The sequence below is a fragment of the Lentzea californiensis genome, from assembly GCF_024648825.1.
GTDB classification, from domain to species: Bacteria; Actinomycetota; Actinomycetes; order Mycobacteriales; family Pseudonocardiaceae; genus Lentzea; species Lentzea californiensis.
The window spans coordinates 296635-314261 of record NZ_JANBBE010000004.1; the positions used below are offsets into that span (position 1 = coordinate 296635).

Below are 17627 nucleotides of genomic sequence, written 5' to 3' on the forward strand. Positions count from 1 at the left end.
CGCTCAGACTAAGAGCTTCGGCTCGAGGCCACCTCCGTGTCGTCGATCACCGGTGACGACACGGAGGTGAGATTTGCGCCGAGAAGCCTGCGCAACGCGGTCGGCGTGTGTTCGAGGTGTTCGCGCACCGTGCGGCACAGGTGCGCCTGGTCGGCGAAGCCGAGATCGGCCGCGAGCGCGGCGAGGCTGGGCTCGCCCGCCTCCAGGCGGTCCAGCGCGCGGGCAACGCGAACACCGTTGCGGTAGCGGGTCAGCCACACCCCCAGGGCGCGGGTGAAGGCACGGCTCAACCGGTACGGCGAGACGCCCAGGAGACCGGCGAGCGGGATCAGGCCCGAGGCGGCCGGATGGTCGTCGCCGATCGCACCACGAGCCTTGGCCACCAACGCCTCGTCACCGCCACCTGCTGGGACCGTAGTGGTGACGACCTGCCGGACGGCCTGCGCCACCAGGCCCACCAGTTCCTCGGCCCCGTCGTCGCGCGCTGCCGCGAGGAGCCGCCGGTGAGCGAGGTCTAGCCGGCCGCCCACGTACAGCGACGACCCGGCGAACCTCGGTGCGTCGCCTGCCAAGGTGCGCCACAGGCCGGACCGCACGCTGATCGACGTGCACACGTCACCGCCGGCGGGATGGGAGAACTGCTCTTCTTATCTGCACCACCTGGTTGAGCCGAAGGTGGCCCCTCCATCTGGTCGAGGTCGCGTGACCTCCACGGCGCGGCTGAGGGTGTTGCAGGAAATCTGGTGGCTGCATGACTGGCTGACGTGTGACGATCTGGCCACCCCGGCAAACGGCGTTCCGGGGCGCCTGAGGTTCGTTGTGCCGAACCGGTGGGAGTAAGAGACGGTAGGCGGGAACCTCGCAGGCGAGGCGCGCGGTCCGCGTCCTGAGTGGTCCCCACCGGATCCGGTGCACTGCGATCGCGTCAGCGGAGAGGTTGACCAGCGGATGAAACACGTGAAGGTCAAGGCAACCGGGACAGGCAACTTCCTTGATCCTGATGCGTATCTTGGCCTCTTGCCCACACTCGTCGGTGCTCTCCCGCGTGGTGCACGAGCGTTTGCTGCCGATCCAGACCACTACAACTTCTTCAGCCGACGGTGCGTCAAGGACCTCGTGCCCGACACGCTGCTGCGCGGAGCAACGGCCGGCGAGGATTGGCTCCAACTTGGCTTCCGTCACAACTGCTGGAAGCACGAAGAAGACTTGAGCATTCGCTATGTCGGCATCAGCAGTCTCAGCCCCGACACGGTCAACCAGTCCGGCTGGGCCAGCTTCGGTGCGGTCACGTTGGATGAGATCCTGCCTCACGAGCACGGCTGTAGCCATGAGATTGGCTTCCTCGACGGATCGCTCACCGTCGTCAGCCGTGACTTGATCGCGACTTGGACCGAAGCTGGCTGTACGGACAAGCCGTCGAGTAACTGACCTCGTCGTTTTGTTTACGGACAGGTGGGCTGGTTTCGCCGTGTCCATTGCCTGATAAGTCATCTCGCCTCCTTTGGCGCTGCTGGGATCGGCGGCATTCCAAGGTCAACAGCTGGCCGGTTGGTGCGGCGTTGGGTGTCGTCGCGCTTGGCGCGCAGGAACGTCAGGGTCATGTCGATACCCTCGATCTCGCCGGCCCAGCCTTCGGCCTGTGCGCGGGTGCGGCGGTCGAGGAGGTCGGTTTCGAGTTCGTCGAGCCGGGCGAGCATCTTGGGGTTGACGTGCAGCATCGGGCAGCGGATGCAGGCGTGTTCGTGCTGGCAGGGTGTGCCGTAGGGGCGCCCGCAGGAGCCGAGCTCGACCTTGCGCTTGTCGAAGTGCTCGTCGAACTCGTCCCATTCCTCGCTGGTGGCCTCGCGGTACTCCTCGATCGGTCGGAGCTCGCGGCGGTGGTCGAGGAAGGCGACGTAGTGGCGGACGATGTCCTCGTCGAAGACGGCGACGTATCCGCGGGTGGTTTGGATGTTGAGGTGGCCGAGCAGGGCTGCGCCGATGTGGATGGGCAGGCCGCTGTTGACCAGCTCGGTGGCGAAGATTCGGCGGAAGTCGTGTGGTGTGAACCGGGTTGTGCGGAAGCCTGGGTGCTGCTCGGCCAGCTCGTCGCAACGCCGCTTGATCATGTTCAGGACTGTGCCGCCGGAGATGACGCGGTCGGTCGACCCGATCCGGCGCTGGAACAAGAACGGCAGCTGGCCGCTCCAGACCTTGTCGTGTGGGTCGAACCGGCTCAGCAGCGGGATGCTGCGCCCTGCCTGGGTGTGACGGCGAATGATCGAAGCGATGACATGGAACAGCTCGGCACTCATCGGGATGACCCGCTCCCGGTCCGTTTTGGACGGTGCGATCACCAAGAGCGCGATAACTTCTCCGTTCTGGCGCTGGTATTGACGGATGCTGAGGTGCGTCAGCTCGCAGAGTTCCTCGATGCGGACGCCGGAGTGGCGCAGCGTCTACGTCGAAAGCCAGGGCAAGTGGCTGCTGGCCAAGGAGATCCGTGCAGGGGATCAGCTCCGGACGGACACCGGTGTTGTCACGGCGGTCACCGGAACCCGAGCCTGGGCCGAAGAACGGCCGGTCTTCAACCTGACGGTCGATGGTGTTCACACGTACTACGTGTCGGCTGCCGGGCAAGACGTCCTGGTCCACAACTCCGGGCCTTGCCCACAAGTAACGTTCGACAAGAAGGTCGTGGAGAAGAAGTATCGAGAGCACGCCTTGGACTTCGGTTTCCCGGACACGAAGTACAACTACAAGAATGGTGTCGAGTTCCAGGGCAGGATCATGGAGCACATTCAGTCGCCGGATGTCTTCAAGATGGACGGTTTCTACCGTGGCAACATGGCGGTTGATCACTACCTGATCCCCAAGACTTCGGTCAACGTGATGATCGACAAGAATGGCAAGTTCGTCAGTGGCTGGAAGCTCTCGCCCGACCAGCTGCGCAATGTTATGTTCCGAGGTACGTTGTGATCAGTGGATACGTTGCTCTCGCCAGCGCGCTGGTGTCCGGCGAGCTGGCGCCTCAAGATTTTCAAGATCAATATCTTGAATTGCATCGCCATGATGAGAATGTCTACGGGGATGAGCGACACGAAGTGCTCAACATCCTTTTCTATGCCGCCGAGACGTACTGTGCTGACCCGAATCTGCGTGATGCTCAGGACACTGATGAACGCGGTCTGGTCGTGGCAGCGAAAACGTTTCTCGTAAAGCAGCGAGAACTGACCTGGGGGGAAGGAGAATGAGAGGAACCGAAGTGCGCAGACCGCGCCTGTCCGGAAGAGCAGGCCGCGCGATCGCCGCACTGCTCACCGCCACCGCCACCGCAACCCTCGCGGTGGCGATCACCACCGCGGCCCCGGCCCAGGCCAGCACCCCGCCGGCCAACGCCGTGAGCTGCCTGCCCGACGTACCGGTCCTCGCCAAGCTGGGTGCCGAGTCCGTGCGGATGTACCGGCACGCCGACGCCGCGAGCGGCAGTGCCGGTTGGAATCCCATGATCGACCTCGGCACGGGGTTCCCCGGCCGGGTGTTCGCCTCGGCCGGGCGGGTGCTCTACAACCTGCGGCCGAACGGCGAGTTCTACCGCATCGAGAACTACGACAAGGCGACCGCGTTCAAGGTGTCGGAGGGCTGGTTCGGGTGGGACCTCGCCGCGTTCCGCAACCGGATCGCGTTCGACAGCGCCGGTGACCTGTGGACGGTCCAGGACGACAACCAGTTGCGCCGCAGCTGGTACAACGCCACCACCAAGCGCCTCGAGGGCGAGGTCATCGAGGCGGGGTGGGGCGCTTCAACCTGATCGTCGCCGCCGGTGACGGCGTGATCTACGCGCGCGACCCCAACATCAACGGTGGGACGTTGCTGCGGTTCCACTGGGACAAGGTCAACCGGACCTGGCTGCAGCGCGACGGCAACGCGGGTACCGGCTGGAACATGCACGCCAGCCTGTTCTCGCCCGGCGCGGACATCGTCTACGGCCACACCCAGGACAACGGGCCGCACGGCTTCCCGGGCGAGCTCTACTGGTACCACATGGACCAGCAGGGGAGCGCCATCGCCGACCGCACCTACAACGGCTGGGGCTTCGCCAACGACTGGGACCTGACCGCGCAGACCGACGCGTGCAAGTGGGTGCCCGCGAACGCGGCGACCATCACCTGCGCCAGCACCGCGCCGATCATGGCGAAGATCGGTGACATTCCGCGGAGGTACTCCCACAACGACCCGGCCAACGGCACGGCGAACTGGGGCAACGCCCAGGACCTGCCGACCCAGTTCGCCGGGAGGTTGTTCGCCAGCAAGGACAACATCTTCTACAACGTGCGGACCAACGGCGACATCTTCCGCATGGAGTGGACCGGGAGCGAGTGGAAGAAGCTCGACGGCGACTCGATCCACAAGAAGGTCGGCTCCGGCTGGTGGGGGTGGGACCACGCGGAGTACCGCAACCGCATCACCATCGACAGCCGCGGCGACTTCTTCACCGTGCAGGACGACGGCAAGCTGCGGTGGAAGCGCCACGTGTCCGGCGAGCAGTGGGACGTGCGGACCATCGACACCGGTTGGCTCAAGTTCGACCTGATCGTCGCGGCCGGTGACGGCGTGATCTACGCACGCGAGAAGGACGCCAACTCGGGCACGCTCCACCGCTTCCAGTACGACGTGCCTTCGCAGCGGTGGGTGCAGCGGTACTCCGAGGTGAGCGGTGGCTGGAACCGGTTCAGCCGCGTGTTCTCGCCGGGCGCCGACATCCTGTACAGCACGACGACCGACAAGGGTGAGCACTCGGACCACGCCGGTGAGATCACCTGGTCGCGCCTCGACGAGAACGGCAAGGTGCTCGCCGGCCGCCGCTACAACGGCTGGGGCTGGGAGCAGTGGTGGGACGCCACCGCCCAGACCAACGCCTGCGTGCTCACCCGCTCGGCCACGCCGCAGCGGCCCGCGGTGACCGAGAACGACAAGACGCCGTTGCTGCTCCAGAACGCCGACGGCGCGCTGGAACACTTCTACACCGCGTCGAAGGTGCTCTACCACGGTCGTCAGCACAACATCAACGACCTCAGCAGCGTGCAGTTCAGGCCCTTCACGTCGCCCTCGGGCTTCGTCAACAAGCCGGCCGCGGCGTTCTTCGCGGACGGCAGGCTGCAACTCGCCGGCCAGAACCTGGACAGCGAGTTCCGCGGCTCCCGCAACAACATCCCGAACGGCCTGATGTCGGACCCGTACGGCATGGGCGGCTTCATGGCCAGCAACGTCACGCTGCTGAAGGGCCCCGGCGACAAGCTGTACTCGTTCGCCGTGGACGCGCAGGGCCGCCTGTGGTGGCGTGAGCAGGACGGAGCGACCGAGGGCGACCTCGACGGCTGGAACGAGATCGCCGGAGGCGGCGGCAACAGCACCCGCACTCCGGCGGTCGCGGTGGAGGGCAACGGGTTCCGCATCATCACCACCGACAACACGGGCTCGCTGCGCACGGCGACGCTGGTCGACGGCAAGCTCAGCGGGTGGATCAGCTTCGGCGGCAAGATCGAGGGCACGCCCGCGCTGGTGATCCCGCCGGACGGTGCCATGCGGGTCTTCGCCCGTCGTGCCGACAACCGCATCCACCTGTGGGGCGAGGGCTTCAGCGACTGGCAGACCCTGCCCGGCGCGGTGACCATGGCCGGTTCGCCTGCCGCGCTGTGGACGCCCGCGGGCAACCTCGCCGTCGTCGTGCGCTCGGCGGCTGGCCCGATGTACGAGACCAGCCCGATCACGCCCGGCGGCGAGGAGTACCGGGAGTGGAAGATCACCGGGCAGGAGTTCTCCGGCACGGACGCGTCGGTCCTCGCGCTGAAGGACGGCACGTGGGCGTTCACCTTCCGCAGCAAGGGAGGCACGCTCTACCTCTACCGCGACGTGTCGAACCAGAACCAGCAGCCGGCGGCGCGCACCGCGGCGGCCGAGCCGGCCGAGGTGAAGGCGCCGGCGTTCCAGGTGACGAAGGTCAACTGACGTTGAGGTGATGGCCAGGACGGCCCGTGACCGGGACCCCGGTCACGGGCCGTCCGCCGTTGCTAGCCGAGCCACGCCCGCGCGGCGACGACCAGCGCGTCGACCCCGGTGGTCAGCGTCGGCTCGACGTCCGGCGCGTACTCGGGGCAGTGGTTCATCGCGACGGGCTGACCGGGTTCGCGGGTGCTGAAGTCGGTGCCGCCGAGGAACCAGAACACGGTCGGCACGCCCGCGGCCGTGCCGAACACGCCGACGTCCTCGCTGGCGTTGACGACCGCGCCGGGGATCAGGTTGTTCTCGCCGAAGTGCCCGGCGAACGCGGCCATCGTCCTCGTGGTGGCGTCCGGGTCGGACACGAGCACCGGAGTGCCGTCGTACCAGTCGAACTCGGGTTCGCGCGGCGCCCCGGACGCGGCGGCCTCGGCGCGCGCGATCCGTTCGACGGCGGCCCGGACGATGCCGCGCACGTGCTCGTTGAAGGTCCGGATGTTGACGCCGATCTCGGCTGTCTCCGGGATGACGTTCTCCTTGGTGCCCGCCTGCAACCTTCCGACCGTGACGACGGCGCGTTCGGACGGTGCGACCTCGCGCGCGACGATGCCCTGCAGCCGCACGACGGTGTGCGCGGCCATCAGCACCGGATCGATCGCGGTCTCCGGCGCCGAACCGTGGCCGCCGCGCCCGAACAACGTGACGCGGACCGAGTCGGAGGCCGCCATCAGCGGACCGCTGCCGTACGCGATCATCCCGGCGGGCAGCGGGCTGACGTGCTGCGCCAGCACGACCTCCGGCTTGCCGAACCGGTCGAACAGGCCGTCCTCGACCATGCTCCTGGCGCCACTGCCCAGTTCCTCGGCCGGCTGGAACACCACGAGCAGCGTCCCGGACCACTCCTCGCGGGTCTGCGACAGGCGTTCGGCCGCCCCGATCAGGCACGTGGCGTGCATGTCGTGCCCGCACGCGTGCGCCACCGGCACGTCCTCACCGTCCGAACTGGTCGCACGGACCGTTGACGCATAAGGCAGTCCCGTCGTCTCCTGCACGGGCAACGCGTCGATGTCCGCACGGAGCATCACGACCGGGCCGTCGCCGTTGCGCAGCACGCCCACCACGCCCGTGCCGCCGACCTCGGTGGTGACCTCGTACCCCAACGGCCGCAACGCGTCCGCGAGCACGCCGGCCGTGCGGAACTCCTGCAGCGACAGTTCGGGGTGCTCGTGCAGATCGCGGTAGAGCGCGTGCAGGTCGGGCACAGTGTCTCCTCAGTCCTGGCCGAGCTTCGGCAGTTCGTCGACGAGCACGGCCAGCGAGCGCAGCAGCGCCTCGCGGTCAGCAGGGGTCAGCCGGGCGAGCAGGCGTTCTTCTCCCCGCTGGATCTCGGCCTGGACCACGCCGTGCCGGCGACGGCCTTCCTCGGTGATGGTGACGAGCCGTGCGCGCCGGTCCGCCGGGTCGCGCGTGCGTTCCAGCAGGCCGTCGGCCTCCAGTTCGTCCAGCACGCCGATGATCCGGCTCTTGTCCGCACCGATGAACTCCGCGAGCGCGGCCTGGGTCCGCACCGGCTGGCCTTCGAGCGCGTCGAGCACCACGTAGCCCCACATGCTCAGGCTGTGTGCGCGCAGCACCGGCTGCTCGGCGGCGACCAGCGCTCGCTGCAGCGGCGCGATCATCGCCGCGAGGTCACGTCGCCGGCCGTCCACGACCAGGATGATAGCGACCTTGCGGTGATAGTAAGCATCTGCATATCGTAAGCGCATGCATATTATCGACCTGCTGGCTCACCACCGTGCCGTGGTGCGGACCAGCATCGAGATCGTGTCCCAGGTGCGGGCCGGCGACATGGGCAGACGCACGCCGTGTGCCGAGTGGACACTGGCCGACCTGCTCGCCCACATGACCGCCCAGCACCACGGCTTCGCGGCCGCTGCCCGTGGCGCCGGCGGCGACCTCACGGCCTGGGAGGTCCGGCCCGCCGGTCCGGCAGACCACACCGAGGCGGCGCAGGACGTCCTGGCCGCGTTCGCGGAACCCGAAGTGCCGCAACGGGAGTTCGACCTGCCCGAGTTCGGGGCGCGCTTCCCGGCGGTGCAGGCGGTGAGCTTCCACCTGATCGACTACGTCGTGCACGGCTGGGACGTCGCGCGCTCGCTCGGACTCGGCTACCGCCTGGCCTCCGAGGTCGCCGAACCCGCGTTGCGGATCGCGCTGGCGGTCCCCGGCGGCGAACTCAGGCTGAAGCCCGGCGCGCCGTTCAAGCCCGCGGTGGGCGAGAACGCCTCCGACCCGCTTCGCCGGATCCTGGCGGCGCTGGGGCGATCACCTGACTGGGCTTGAGTCCTAGGACCAGTCCCAGCCGATGCCGAGCACGCCCGGCTGGACGTCCCTCGCCGTCAGGTGCAGCACCCGGCCCGGTGCGAGCGCGAGTTCGTCCCCGTGCTCCAGTGCCGCGTCCACACCGGGCTGCGCGAGGGTGTAGCAACGGACCGGCAGGCGGGGCTCGGTGAACTGCACGCTCATCACGTAGGCGCCCACGGGATAGCGGAACGCACGCCGGTGGTCGTGGGCCACCGCGCCTGTCTCCTCGATGGTGAAGCGGTACTCCAGCAGGTGGGTCCGGCCTGCGCGCAGGGTGTGGTCGAACAACAGTTCCGCGGCGATCACCGGCGCTCCGGGGTGCCTCCGCACGCGTCCCAGCCGGCAGTTGCGCACGGCCTCCACACCCAGCGCCTCCGGTGGCGTGCCGTCGTCCGCGCAGTACACGGCCAGGTAGCGGTCGGGGTTGCCGGCGACCGCGCGCAGCACCTGTCTGGTGTGGATCGAGCGGAGGGCGCCGTACTGGTCCACTGTGGCCGCGTCGTCCTGCGACCACAGGCGCAGGTCGCTGTCGGACGGCCCGACCAGCGCCTCCACGGTCTCCGCCAGCGACTGCGCGGGTTCCAGCATTCGTCCGTAGCGCCGGGGCTGTCGCTGCTGCGTCACCCACCTGCCCCGCGGGCGCGGCGGGCCGAGCAGGGCTTCCAGCGAGTGCCGCGGCAGGCCGAGGATGGTCTCGATGGCCTGGACCGCGCGCAGCGAGTCGGCGCGTTCGGGACGGCTGCGCCCCAGGCGCCAGTAGCTCAGCGTGGACAGGCTCACGTGGATGCCCCGGCGGTCCAGGCGGTCGCGCAGGCGTTCCAGCGTGAGGCCGCTGCGCTCGATGGCGGCGCGCAACGCGGCGTGGAACGGACCGGCGCGCAGCAGCACGTCGACCTCGTGGCCGACGTCGGGCGGAACGGCCACGAGCCACCCCCTCCAGTGTGGAAGAAACAGTTTAGAAGCCCGTTCACGCCCGACATGACCGACGAAGGTGGGTATCACTCCACAGTTTTGAGGGCGCTTTCCACAGTTGTGGACGTCCGCCGGAGGCGACCTTGACCGTGTCGGACCACCGGTATGTCATCGGCGCGGCGGCCCCTGCAAGAGCCGCCGAACCCCTGCACTGTGCCGAATTCCCCCTGGAGGGCACATGTCCCGTCCGTTGTCCGCGCGCCGTTTCGCCGCGCTCTTCTCCGCCCTCGCGACCGGTGCGGCGGTGCTGGCGGCACCGTCCGCGACGGCCGCCGAGACCGACCTCGCCACAACCGTTCGCACCACCATGCTCCAGCAGCACGGCGACGCGTTGAAGCGGCAGTGGGACACGCAGACCTTGCGTGAACCGCTGTTCGAGCCGACCCGCACGTCCGGTGCGTGGGTGTTCGGCAGCACCACCATCCCGATGGCCCACGGCCAAGAACACGGCGCACCGCACATGGCGTTGTTCTTGGCCCGCAGGGAACACACCGCGTGGCGCGTCGAGCTCGACGGCACCGCCGGGTTCGCCACCCTCGCCGCGCAGGCGCCGTCCGGCGTGCTCAGCGACGGCGAGAAGCGCACGTTCGCGGCCAACCAGAACAACCGCGCACAAGCGCTCGCGCCCACCGGTCTCGGCCTGCCGTGGCCGGTGAACGTGGCGTGGTGGATGGGCGGCGGCCCGCACGGCAACAGCGGCAACAGCCGGCCGTTCAGTTCCATCGACTTCAACGGCGGCGACGGCCGGGTCCTGTCCGCGGGCAGCGGCCGCGTCTACAAGAGCTGCGTCGTCGGCCGTAGCGCGTTGGTGAAAGTCGTGCACGACAACGGGTACAGCACCACCTATTACCACATGTACAACCTCACGACGCTCGCCGACGGCAGCGCCGTGCGCACCGGCACGTACCTCGGCAACATCGGCAACGAACTGCCGTGCGGCGGTTCGGGCACCGGCGCGCACGTGCACTTCTCGTTGCTGCGCGGCAACACCCACGTGAGCGTCAACGGCATGACGATCGGCGGCTGGACGTTCTACGAAGGCTCGCAGGCCTACGGCGGCTACGCGCAACGCGGCAGCACGCGCGTGTCCGTCGGCGGCCGGATCACGAACTACGGCGGTGGCGGCACGACCCTGCCCACCGGCACGGTCGACGCGGGTCCGAACAGCACGGTGAACCTGCGGTCCGGCCCCGGCCTGACCTACCCGGTCGAGGGCACGGTCGCGGACGGCGCGGTGGTGTCCATCGCGTGCACCAGCCGCGGCGAGGCCGTCGAGGGCGTCTGGGGCAGCACCGACCTGTGGAACCGGCTCGAGGACGGCAAGTGGATCAGCGACGGGTTCGTCGACACCGGCTCGAGCGAACCGGTGGCCGCGGCCTGCTGAGCCGAAAAGGAGAATGACGACAAGCACGAAAAAGCAGAGAAGCAGGTCGAGACGAATCTCGACCTGCTTCTCTGGAGTACGCCGCCAGGGACTCGAACCCCGGACCCGCTGATTAAGAGTCAGCTGCTCTAACCAACTGAGCTAGCGGCGCTTGTTTGTGTGCCGGAGGCTTGCTCGTTTCCGACGTGAAGAACGTTAGCACAGCGCCTCCGCGCGCTCCCAATCGGCTGGTCAGCACCGGTTTGGGGGTGCATCGGCCACGTAACGATCCGGCCACTTGCGCAACTTCGGGCCACCCCCTGTCGTCACCTAATCGGGGGACGCCCAAACACCTTCGTGCAGGCAGTCTCGGGAGCGGACACAAGCAGATCGGAAGTACGTCCATGGGGATGTGGAGCAGGCGCGGTCTTGGGGTGGTCGCAGCGGGGGTCGCTGTGATGCTGATCGCAGGCTGTTCGGGGGGTGGCGGCGATGCGGTGGCCGGTGGCGGTGGGGAGTCGAGCGCTCCTCCGCCTCCGCCGAAGCCCGTCACGCTGACGCTGGCGTTGAACAACGGTGTGGCCGACGTGTCGCCCGGTCTGCCCGTCATCGCGACGGCGGCGGACGGGAAGCTGACGGACGTCAAGCTGACCAACCCCGACGGCAAGGTCGTCGAGGGCAAGATGAACCCCGAGTCGACGCAGTGGACCAACACTGAGCCGCTCGGGTACTCCAAGACGTACAAGCTGGTCGCCACGGCCACCGGCGAGGACGGCAAGACGGAGACCAAGGAGTCGTCCTTCACCACGGTGAAGCCGCGCACGCTCACGTACGTGTCGACGAACCCCCAGGACGGCACCACGATCGGCGTCGGACAGCCGCTCGCCTTCTACTTCGACGAGCCGGTGGCCGACAAGGTCGCGGCCGAGAAGATGCTCGAGATCACCACCGAGCCCAAGGTCGAGGGCGCCTTCTACTGGTTCAACAAGAAGGAGGTGCACTGGCGTCCGGAGAAGTTCTGGAAGCCGGGCACCAAGATCACGATGAACATCAAGGTCTACGGCAAGCACATCGGTGACGGCATCTACGGCCAGGAAGACCGCGTCATCACCACGACGGTCGGCGACGAGGTCATCCACGAGGCCGACGGCCAGACGCACCAGGTGATCACCAAGGTCAACGGCCAGGTCGTGCGCACCATGCCGACCTCGATGGGCAAGCCGGCCGACGCCACTCCCACCGGCACGTACGTGCTGATGGAGAAGTACAACCACATGATCATGGACTCGACGACGTACGGCCTGGCGCTGGAGAACGGCGGCTACAAGACGCCGGTCGACTGGGCGTACCGCATGTCCAACAGCGGCATCTTCTTCCACGGCGCGCCGTGGTCCATCGGCGACCAGGGCCACCGCAACGTGAGCCACGGCTGCCTGAACCTCTCGCCGGAGAACGCCAAGTGGGTGTTCGACAACAGCAAGCAGGGCGACGTCGTGGTCGTCACCAACTCCGGCGGTCCCGTGCTGGAGCCGTGGGACGGCTTCGGCGACTGGCAGGTCCCCTGGGCCACCTGGGTCCAGGGCAACCGCTAAGCCTCTAGGAAACCGTCACCTGACCGTCCGACACGGTCAGGTGACGGTTCACCTGCACCGCCTCCAGCATCCGCCGGTCGTGCGTCACCAGCAGCAACGTGCCGGGGTAGTTCTCCAGCGCCGTCTCCAGCTGCTCGATCGCGGCCAGGTCCAGGTGGTTCGTCGGCTCGTCCAGCACCAGCAGGTTCACCCCGCGGCCCTGCAGCAACGCCAGTGCCGCCCGCGTCCGCTCACCCGGTGACAGCGACGCCGCCGGGCGCATCACGTGCGCCGCCTTCAGGCCGAACTTGGCCAGCAACGTCCGCACGTCCGCCGGGTTCATCTCCGGCACGGCCTCCTCGAACGCGTCCACCAGCGGCAGGTCGCCCAGGAACAGCCCGCGCGCCTGGTCCACCTCGCCGACCACGACGCCGGAGCCCAGAGTCGCGTAACCGGAAGCCAGTTCGACGCGCCCGAGCAACGCCGCCAGCAACGTCGACTTGCCCGCGCCGTTCGCGCCGGTGATGGCGACCCGGTCCGCCCAGTCGATCTGCAGGTCCACCGGGCCCAGCCGGAAGCCGCCGCGCTCGACGACGGCCGCCCGCAACGAGGCCACGATCGCGCCGGACCGGGGAGCGGACGCGATCTCCATCCGCAGCTCCCACTCCTTGCGGGGTTCCTCGACGACGTCCAGCCGTTCGATCATGCGGTCGGTCTGCCGGGCCTTCGAGGCCTGCTTCTCGGTGGCGTCGGCACGGAACTTGCGGGCGTTCTTGTCGTTGTCGGTCGCCTTGCGCCGGGCGTTCTTCACGCCCTTGTCCATCCACGACCGCTGCATGCGTGCACGGGCCTCCAGCGAGGCCTTGGTGTCCGCGAACTCGTCGTAGTCGTCACGGGCGTGCTGACGGGCCCGTGCGCGCTCTTCGAGGTACGACTCGTAACCGCCGCCGTACAGGCGCACGGAGTTCTGGTGCAGGTCGAGCTCCAGCACGCTTGTGACCGTGCGGGCCAGGAACTCGCGGTCGTGCGACACCACCACCGTGCCGGCGCGCAGGCCCGTGACGAACTTCTCCAGCCGCTCCAGGCCGTCGAGGTCCAGGTCGTTGGTCGGCTCGTCGAGCAGGAAGATGTCGTAGCGGCTGAGCAGCAACGAAGCCATCCCCGCCCGTGCCGCCTGGCCGCCGGACAGCGAGGTCATCAGCGCGTCGAGGCCGACGGAGAGGCCCACGTCGGCGATGACTTCGAGCGACCGTTCCTCCAGGTCGGCGCCGCCCAGCGCGAGCCACTGGTCGAGCGCGTCCGAGTAGCCCTCGTCGTTGCCGGCGGTCAGCGCCTCGGTGGCCGCGTCCAGTGCGGCCTGGGCGTCCGCGACACCGGTCCGGCGGGCCAGGAAGTCGCGGACGGTCTCGCCCTCGCGGCGTTCCGGTTCCTGCGACAGGTGCCCGACGTTGGCCGCGGGCGGGCTCAGCGTCACGCGGCCGGACTCGGCGGGGACGAGCCCTGCCAGCGTCTTGAGCAACGTCGACTTGCCCGCGCCGTTGACGCCGACGAGGCCGATGACGTCTCCGGGAGCGACCACGAGGTCCAGCCCGGAGAAGAGGACGCGGTCACCGTGGCCGGCGGCGAGGTCCTTGGCGACAAGAGTGGTCACAGCGCGCTCCGACAGATGGGGTTCGGGGGCTTGCCCCCGGCGTGGGGCCTGGGGGCTCGGCCCCCAGAAACACAACGAAGCCGGGTTGTGTTCGCGCTTTCCGCGAACACAACCCGGCTTATCCGGGTGAGTGACGGGACTTGAACCCGCGACACCTGGGATCACAACCCAGTGCTCTACCGACTGAGCTACACCCACCATTGCTGGTCGTTGACCGGCATGGGAAGCATAGCAACGGCATCCACTGATATTGAAATCGGGGGTCAGTCGACGTTCTTGAGCAGGTCAGCGGCGACGGCCTGGGCCTGCTCGGTCGACGGACCGGGCTGCGGCACGAACGCCGTGCGCCGGTAGTACGCGAGCTCTCGGATCGACTCGACGATGTCCGCGAGCGCGCGGTGCGCGAGGCCCTTGCCGGGCTGCGCGTAGTAGATGCGCGGGTACCAGCGCCGGCACAGCTCCTTGATCGACGACACGTCGACCATGCGGTAGTGCAGGTGGGCGTCCAGCGCCGGCATGTCGCGGGCGATGAAGCCGCGGTCGGTGGCGATGGAGTTGCCGGCCAGGGGAGCGGTCCGCGGGTCGGGGACCCACTCCTTGATGTAGGCCAGCACGGCGGCCTCGGCTTCCTCCAGGGAGACCGCGGACGCGCGCACCTCCTCGGTCAGGCCCGACTTGGCGTGCATCTGCATGACGACCTCCGGCATCGAGGCGAGCACGTCGTCATCCGCGTGGATCACGATGTCCACGCCGTCGCCGAGCACGTTGAGCTCGGCGTCCGTGACCAGTGCCGCGATCTCGATCAGAGCGTCCTTGCCCAAGTCGAGTCCGGTCATCTCGCAGTCGATCCACACCAGACGATCCATCACGCCGGAAACATTACTGCGCGGAGCGTCAACTTCGAGTGGCGGCGTGCAGCAACCTGATTACGCTCCTCGTGCATGACGGCTCAAGCTGAGATCGCTGCCGGGTACGCGTCGGAGAGCGCGGCCATCGAGCTCGGCGCCGTGCTGGTCGGCGGGACGGTGGAGCCGGCCGCCCACGTCCGCATCCCGCTGGCCATGGTCAACCGCCACGGACTTGTCGCGGGCGCAACGGGAACCGGCAAGACGAAGACCCTCCAGCTGCTCGCCGAACAGCTGTCCGACAACGGCGTTCCGGTGCTGATGGCGGACGTGAAGGGCGACCTGTCCGGTCTGTCGCAGCAGGGTGTGGACAGCGACAGGACCAAGGCCCGTGCCGCGGACACCGGGGACGACTGGCTGCCGGCGTCGTACCCCGTGCAGTTCCTGTCGATCGGCACGGGCGGCCTCGGCGTTCCCCTGCGCGCCTCGATCACGAGCTTCGGGCCGATCCTGCTGTCGAAGGTGCTGGGTCTGAACGACACCCAGGAGTCGACGCTCGGGCTGATCTTCCACTGGGCCGACAGCCGCGGCCTGCCGTTGCTCGACACCAAGGACCTGCGCAGCGTCATCCAGCACCTCACCGGCGACGAGGGCAAGGCGGACCTGAAGGGCATCGGCGGTGTCTCCAGCTCCACCGCCGGTGTGATCCTGCGGGCGCTGGCCAACCTGGAGGCGCAGGGCGGCGACAGGTTCTTCGGCGAACCGGAGCTCGACCCGGCCGACCTGATGCGGCAGCGCGACGGCAAGGGCGTCGTGAGCCTGCTGGAACTGGCCGAGCTGCAGGGCAACCCGGCGCTGTTCTCCACGTTCCTGATGTGGTTGCTGGCCGAGCTGTTCGAGACGCTGCCCGAGGAGGGCGACGTCGAGAAGCCCAAGCTCGTCTTCTTCTTCGACGAGGCACACCTGCTGTTCTCCAACGCCTCCAAGGCGTTCCTCGACCAGATCACCCAGACCGTGAAGCTCATCCGGTCCAAGGGCATCGGCGTCTTCTTCTGCACGCAGCTGCCGACCGACATCCCGAACGACGTGCTGTCGCAGCTGGGCGCGCGGGTTCAGCACGCACTTCGCGCGTTCACGCCCGACGACCAGAAGGCGTTGGCGCGCACGGTGAAGACGTACCCGACGACGCCGCACTACGACCTGGAGAAGGCCCTCACGTCGCTCGGCATCGGCGAGGCGATCATCACCGTGCTGAGCGAGAAGGGCGCGCCGACGCCGGTCGCGTGGACCCGCCTGCGGGCGCCGCGCTCGTTGATGGACACCATCGGCGACGACGCGATCAAACAGGCGTCCCAGGCGTCCGATCTGCACGGCAAGTACTCGGAGACGGTCGACCGCGAGTCGGCTTACGAGCAGTTGATGCAGAAGGTCGCGCCGCCGAAGGAAGAACGAGTCCCGGACGCTCCTCCCCAGCGGCAGGAGAAGGAGGAACCGGGGCTCGTCGAGAAGGTGCTGGGCAACAGCGCCGTGAAGTCGTTCCTGCGGTCAGCCGGCAGTGCCCTGGCGCGCGAGATCACGCGAGGCCTGTTCGGGACTTCGCGCAAGCGACGCTGACAGCACGGCCGCGCCGATGCAGAGGGCGCCCGCGACGTACCAGGCCAGGTCGTAGCTGCCCAGGTGGTCGCGGGTGAGCCCGGCCGCCGAGGCCGCGACGGCCGCACCGAGCTGGTGCGACGCGAACACCCAGCCGAACACGACAGGACCGGACATGCCGAAGTACTGGCGGCACAGCGCCACGGTCGGCGGCACCGTCGCGACCCAGTCCAGGCCGTAGAAGATGATGAACACCAGCATCGACGGGTGCGCCGACTCGCCGAACAGCTGCGGCAGCAGCATCAGCGACAGGCCGCGCAACGCGTAGTAGCCCGCCAGCAGCAGCCGTGAGTCGACGCGGTCGGTCAGCCAGCCGGACGCGATGGTGCCCACGATGTCGAACACGCCGACCAGCGCGAGCAACCCGGCGGCGGTGGTCGTCGGCATGCCGTGGTCGTGCGCGGCGGGGATGAAGTGCGTTCCCACCAGGCCGTTCGTGGACGCTCCGCAGATCGCGAAACCACCGGCCAGCAACCAGAACGGCCGGGTCCTGGCCGCCGTGGCCAACGCACCCAGGGCGCGCTTGGCCGCACCACCGGACGGCGGCGGGGGAGTGTCCTCGGTCGCGCCGAGCGGCAGCAGCCCGACGTCCCGCGGGTACTCGCGCAGGAAGAACCCCGCCAGCGGCACGACGGCCAGTGCGGCGATGCAGATCACCAGCGACGCGTACCGCCAGCCGTAGGACTCGGACAGCCAGGCCACGGTCGGCAGGAACACCAGCTGACCTGCCGCGCCACCCGCTGTCAGCACGCCCGTGACCAGGCCGCGGTGCTTCACGAACCAGCGTCCGGTGATCGTCGCGACGAACGCCAGCGCCATCGAACCGGTACCGACACCCACCACGACGCCCCACAGCATGACGAGCTGCCAGGACGCGGTCATGAACACCGTCAGCCCGCTGCCGATCGCGACCAGCGTCAACGCGCTGGTCACCACGATCCGCACGCCGAACTTGTCCATCAGCGCGGCCGCGAACGGTGCGGTCAGCCCGAACAGCAACAGGTTGATCGAGATGGCGAGCGAGATCGTGCCGGTCGTCCAGCCGAACTCCGCCTGCAGCGGCTCGATCAACGCACCCGGCGCGGCCCGGAACGACGCGGCGCCCACCAGGGCGATGAAGGACACACCTGCGACAACCCAGGCCCAATGCAGTCTCACGCCGACAAGGTTCGGCGATGGGCGACCCGGCGACCAGTGGCCCGATGGCCAACATGTGAAAGAATCAGGCC

General features: G+C 68.3%; 17 protein-coding genes and 2 tRNA genes. 9 read left to right on the forward strand and 10 right to left on the reverse strand.

Going from position 1 to position 17627, the window contains the following annotated elements; all coding sequences use genetic code 11:
* Nucleotides 1-8 precede the first annotated feature (8 nt).
* Complete coding sequence (locus LX88_RS18405; protein WP_258949000.1) at nt 9-614, reverse strand: helix-turn-helix transcriptional regulator; 606 nt, start codon at nt 612-614, stop codon at nt 9-11.
* Between the two features lie 334 nt (nt 615-948).
* Here LX88_RS18405 and LX88_RS18410 point away from each other — a divergent pair, with 334 nt between their 5' ends.
* Entirely contained in the window at nt 949-1428 is a 480-nt protein-coding gene (locus LX88_RS18410) for a hypothetical protein (protein WP_258949001.1), read from the forward strand.
* A gap of 59 nt (nt 1429-1487) precedes the next feature.
* On the opposite strand, the gene LX88_RS18415 is transcribed toward LX88_RS18410, so the two are convergent.
* Nucleotides 1488-2435 (reverse strand): tyrosine-type recombinase/integrase, encoded by a 948-nt coding sequence (locus LX88_RS18415; protein ID WP_307790658.1) that lies wholly within the window; start codon nt 2433-2435, stop codon nt 1488-1490.
* Between LX88_RS18415 and LX88_RS18420 the strand changes: the two genes are divergently transcribed.
* Genes LX88_RS18420 through LX88_RS18435 form a run of 4 tightly spaced genes read left to right on the forward strand, consistent with a single transcriptional unit; the run spans nt 2413 to nt 5988 of the window.
* Entirely contained in the window at nt 2413-2958 is a 546-nt protein-coding gene (locus LX88_RS18420; RefSeq protein WP_258949002.1) for a colicin D domain-containing protein, read from the forward strand. The two genes, LX88_RS18415 and LX88_RS18420, sit on opposite strands and share 23 nt — an antisense overlap.
* The gene (locus LX88_RS18425) at nt 2955-3233 is read left to right on the forward strand and encodes a colicin immunity domain-containing protein (protein ID WP_258949003.1); all 279 of its coding nucleotides are present in this window, start codon (nt 2955-2957) and stop codon (nt 3231-3233) included. The genes LX88_RS18420 and LX88_RS18425 overlap by 4 nt, the downstream gene beginning before the upstream one ends.
* An 11-nt stretch (nt 3234-3244) precedes the next feature.
* A complete protein-coding gene (locus tag LX88_RS44595) occupies nt 3245-3790 on the forward strand; it encodes a hypothetical protein (RefSeq protein WP_372511344.1) in 546 nt (181 codons plus the stop codon).
* Entirely contained in the window at nt 3772-5988 is a 2217-nt protein-coding gene (locus tag LX88_RS18435; protein ID WP_372511346.1) for a tachylectin-related carbohydrate-binding protein, read from the forward strand. The genes LX88_RS44595 and LX88_RS18435 overlap by 19 nt, the downstream gene beginning before the upstream one ends.
* 62 nt (nt 5989-6050) lie before the next feature.
* On the opposite strand, the gene LX88_RS18440 is transcribed toward LX88_RS18435, so the two are convergent.
* Both LX88_RS18440 and LX88_RS18445 read right to left on the reverse strand, forming a co-directional pair.
* Nucleotides 6051-7241, reverse strand: coding sequence for an amidohydrolase (locus LX88_RS18440; RefSeq protein ID WP_258949004.1), 1191 nt, complete (start codon nt 7239-7241; stop codon nt 6051-6053).
* Nucleotides 7242-7250: 9 nt separating this feature from the next.
* Complete coding sequence (locus LX88_RS18445; RefSeq protein WP_258949005.1) at nt 7251-7688, reverse strand: MarR family winged helix-turn-helix transcriptional regulator; 438 nt, start codon at nt 7686-7688, stop codon at nt 7251-7253.
* Nucleotides 7689-7743: 55 nt separating this feature from the next.
* Between LX88_RS18445 and LX88_RS18450 the strand changes: the two genes are divergently transcribed.
* The gene (locus LX88_RS18450; protein WP_258949006.1) at nt 7744-8322 is read left to right on the forward strand and encodes a TIGR03086 family metal-binding protein; all 579 of its coding nucleotides are present in this window, start codon (nt 7744-7746) and stop codon (nt 8320-8322) included.
* Between the two features lie 3 nt (nt 8323-8325).
* Here LX88_RS18450 and LX88_RS18455 read toward each other — a convergent pair whose 3' ends face one another.
* The gene (locus tag LX88_RS18455; protein ID WP_258949007.1) at nt 8326-9267 is read right to left on the reverse strand and encodes a hypothetical protein; all 942 of its coding nucleotides are present in this window, start codon (nt 9265-9267) and stop codon (nt 8326-8328) included.
* 226 nt (nt 9268-9493) lie between these two features.
* Between LX88_RS18455 and LX88_RS18460 the strand changes: the two genes are divergently transcribed.
* Entirely contained in the window at nt 9494-10699 is a 1206-nt protein-coding gene (locus LX88_RS18460; RefSeq protein ID WP_258949008.1) for a peptidoglycan DD-metalloendopeptidase family protein, read from the forward strand.
* Between the two features lie 77 nt (nt 10700-10776).
* Here LX88_RS18460 and LX88_RS18465 read toward each other — a convergent pair.
* Nucleotides 10777-10850, reverse strand: a tRNA-Lys gene (locus tag LX88_RS18465).
* 286 nt (nt 10851-11136) lie between these two features.
* Here LX88_RS18465 and LX88_RS18470 point away from each other — a divergent pair.
* Nucleotides 11137-12270, forward strand: coding sequence for a L,D-transpeptidase (locus tag LX88_RS18470; protein ID WP_258949009.1), 1134 nt, complete (start codon nt 11137-11139; stop codon nt 12268-12270).
* A 4-nt stretch (nt 12271-12274) separates the two neighbouring features.
* Here the strand turns inward: LX88_RS18470 and LX88_RS18475 are convergent, their stop codons facing one another.
* The 3 genes from LX88_RS18475 to orn form a co-directional block, all read right to left on the reverse strand.
* Nucleotides 12275-13900: an ABC-F family ATP-binding cassette domain-containing protein gene (locus tag LX88_RS18475; protein WP_258949010.1), complete on the reverse strand. Its 1626-nt coding sequence runs from the start codon at nt 13898-13900 to the stop codon at nt 12275-12277.
* A 125-nt stretch (nt 13901-14025) separates the two neighbouring features.
* Nucleotides 14026-14098 (reverse strand) — tRNA-His (locus tag LX88_RS18480).
* Nucleotides 14099-14163: 65 nt separating this feature from the next.
* Nucleotides 14164-14769 (reverse strand): oligoribonuclease, encoded by a 606-nt coding sequence (gene orn / locus LX88_RS18485; RefSeq protein WP_090071422.1) that lies wholly within the window; start codon nt 14767-14769, stop codon nt 14164-14166.
* A gap of 72 nt (nt 14770-14841) precedes the next feature.
* Here orn and LX88_RS18490 point away from each other — a divergent pair, with 72 nt between their 5' ends.
* Complete coding sequence (locus LX88_RS18490) at nt 14842-16359, forward strand: helicase HerA-like domain-containing protein (RefSeq protein ID WP_258949011.1); 1518 nt, start codon at nt 14842-14844, stop codon at nt 16357-16359.
* Here LX88_RS18490 and LX88_RS18495 read toward each other — a convergent pair.
* Nucleotides 16291-17550 (reverse strand): MFS transporter, encoded by a 1260-nt coding sequence (locus LX88_RS18495; RefSeq protein WP_307790663.1) that lies wholly within the window; start codon nt 17548-17550, stop codon nt 16291-16293. The two genes, LX88_RS18490 and LX88_RS18495, sit on opposite strands and share 69 nt — an antisense overlap.
* Between the last annotated feature and the right edge of the window lie 77 nt (nt 17551-17627).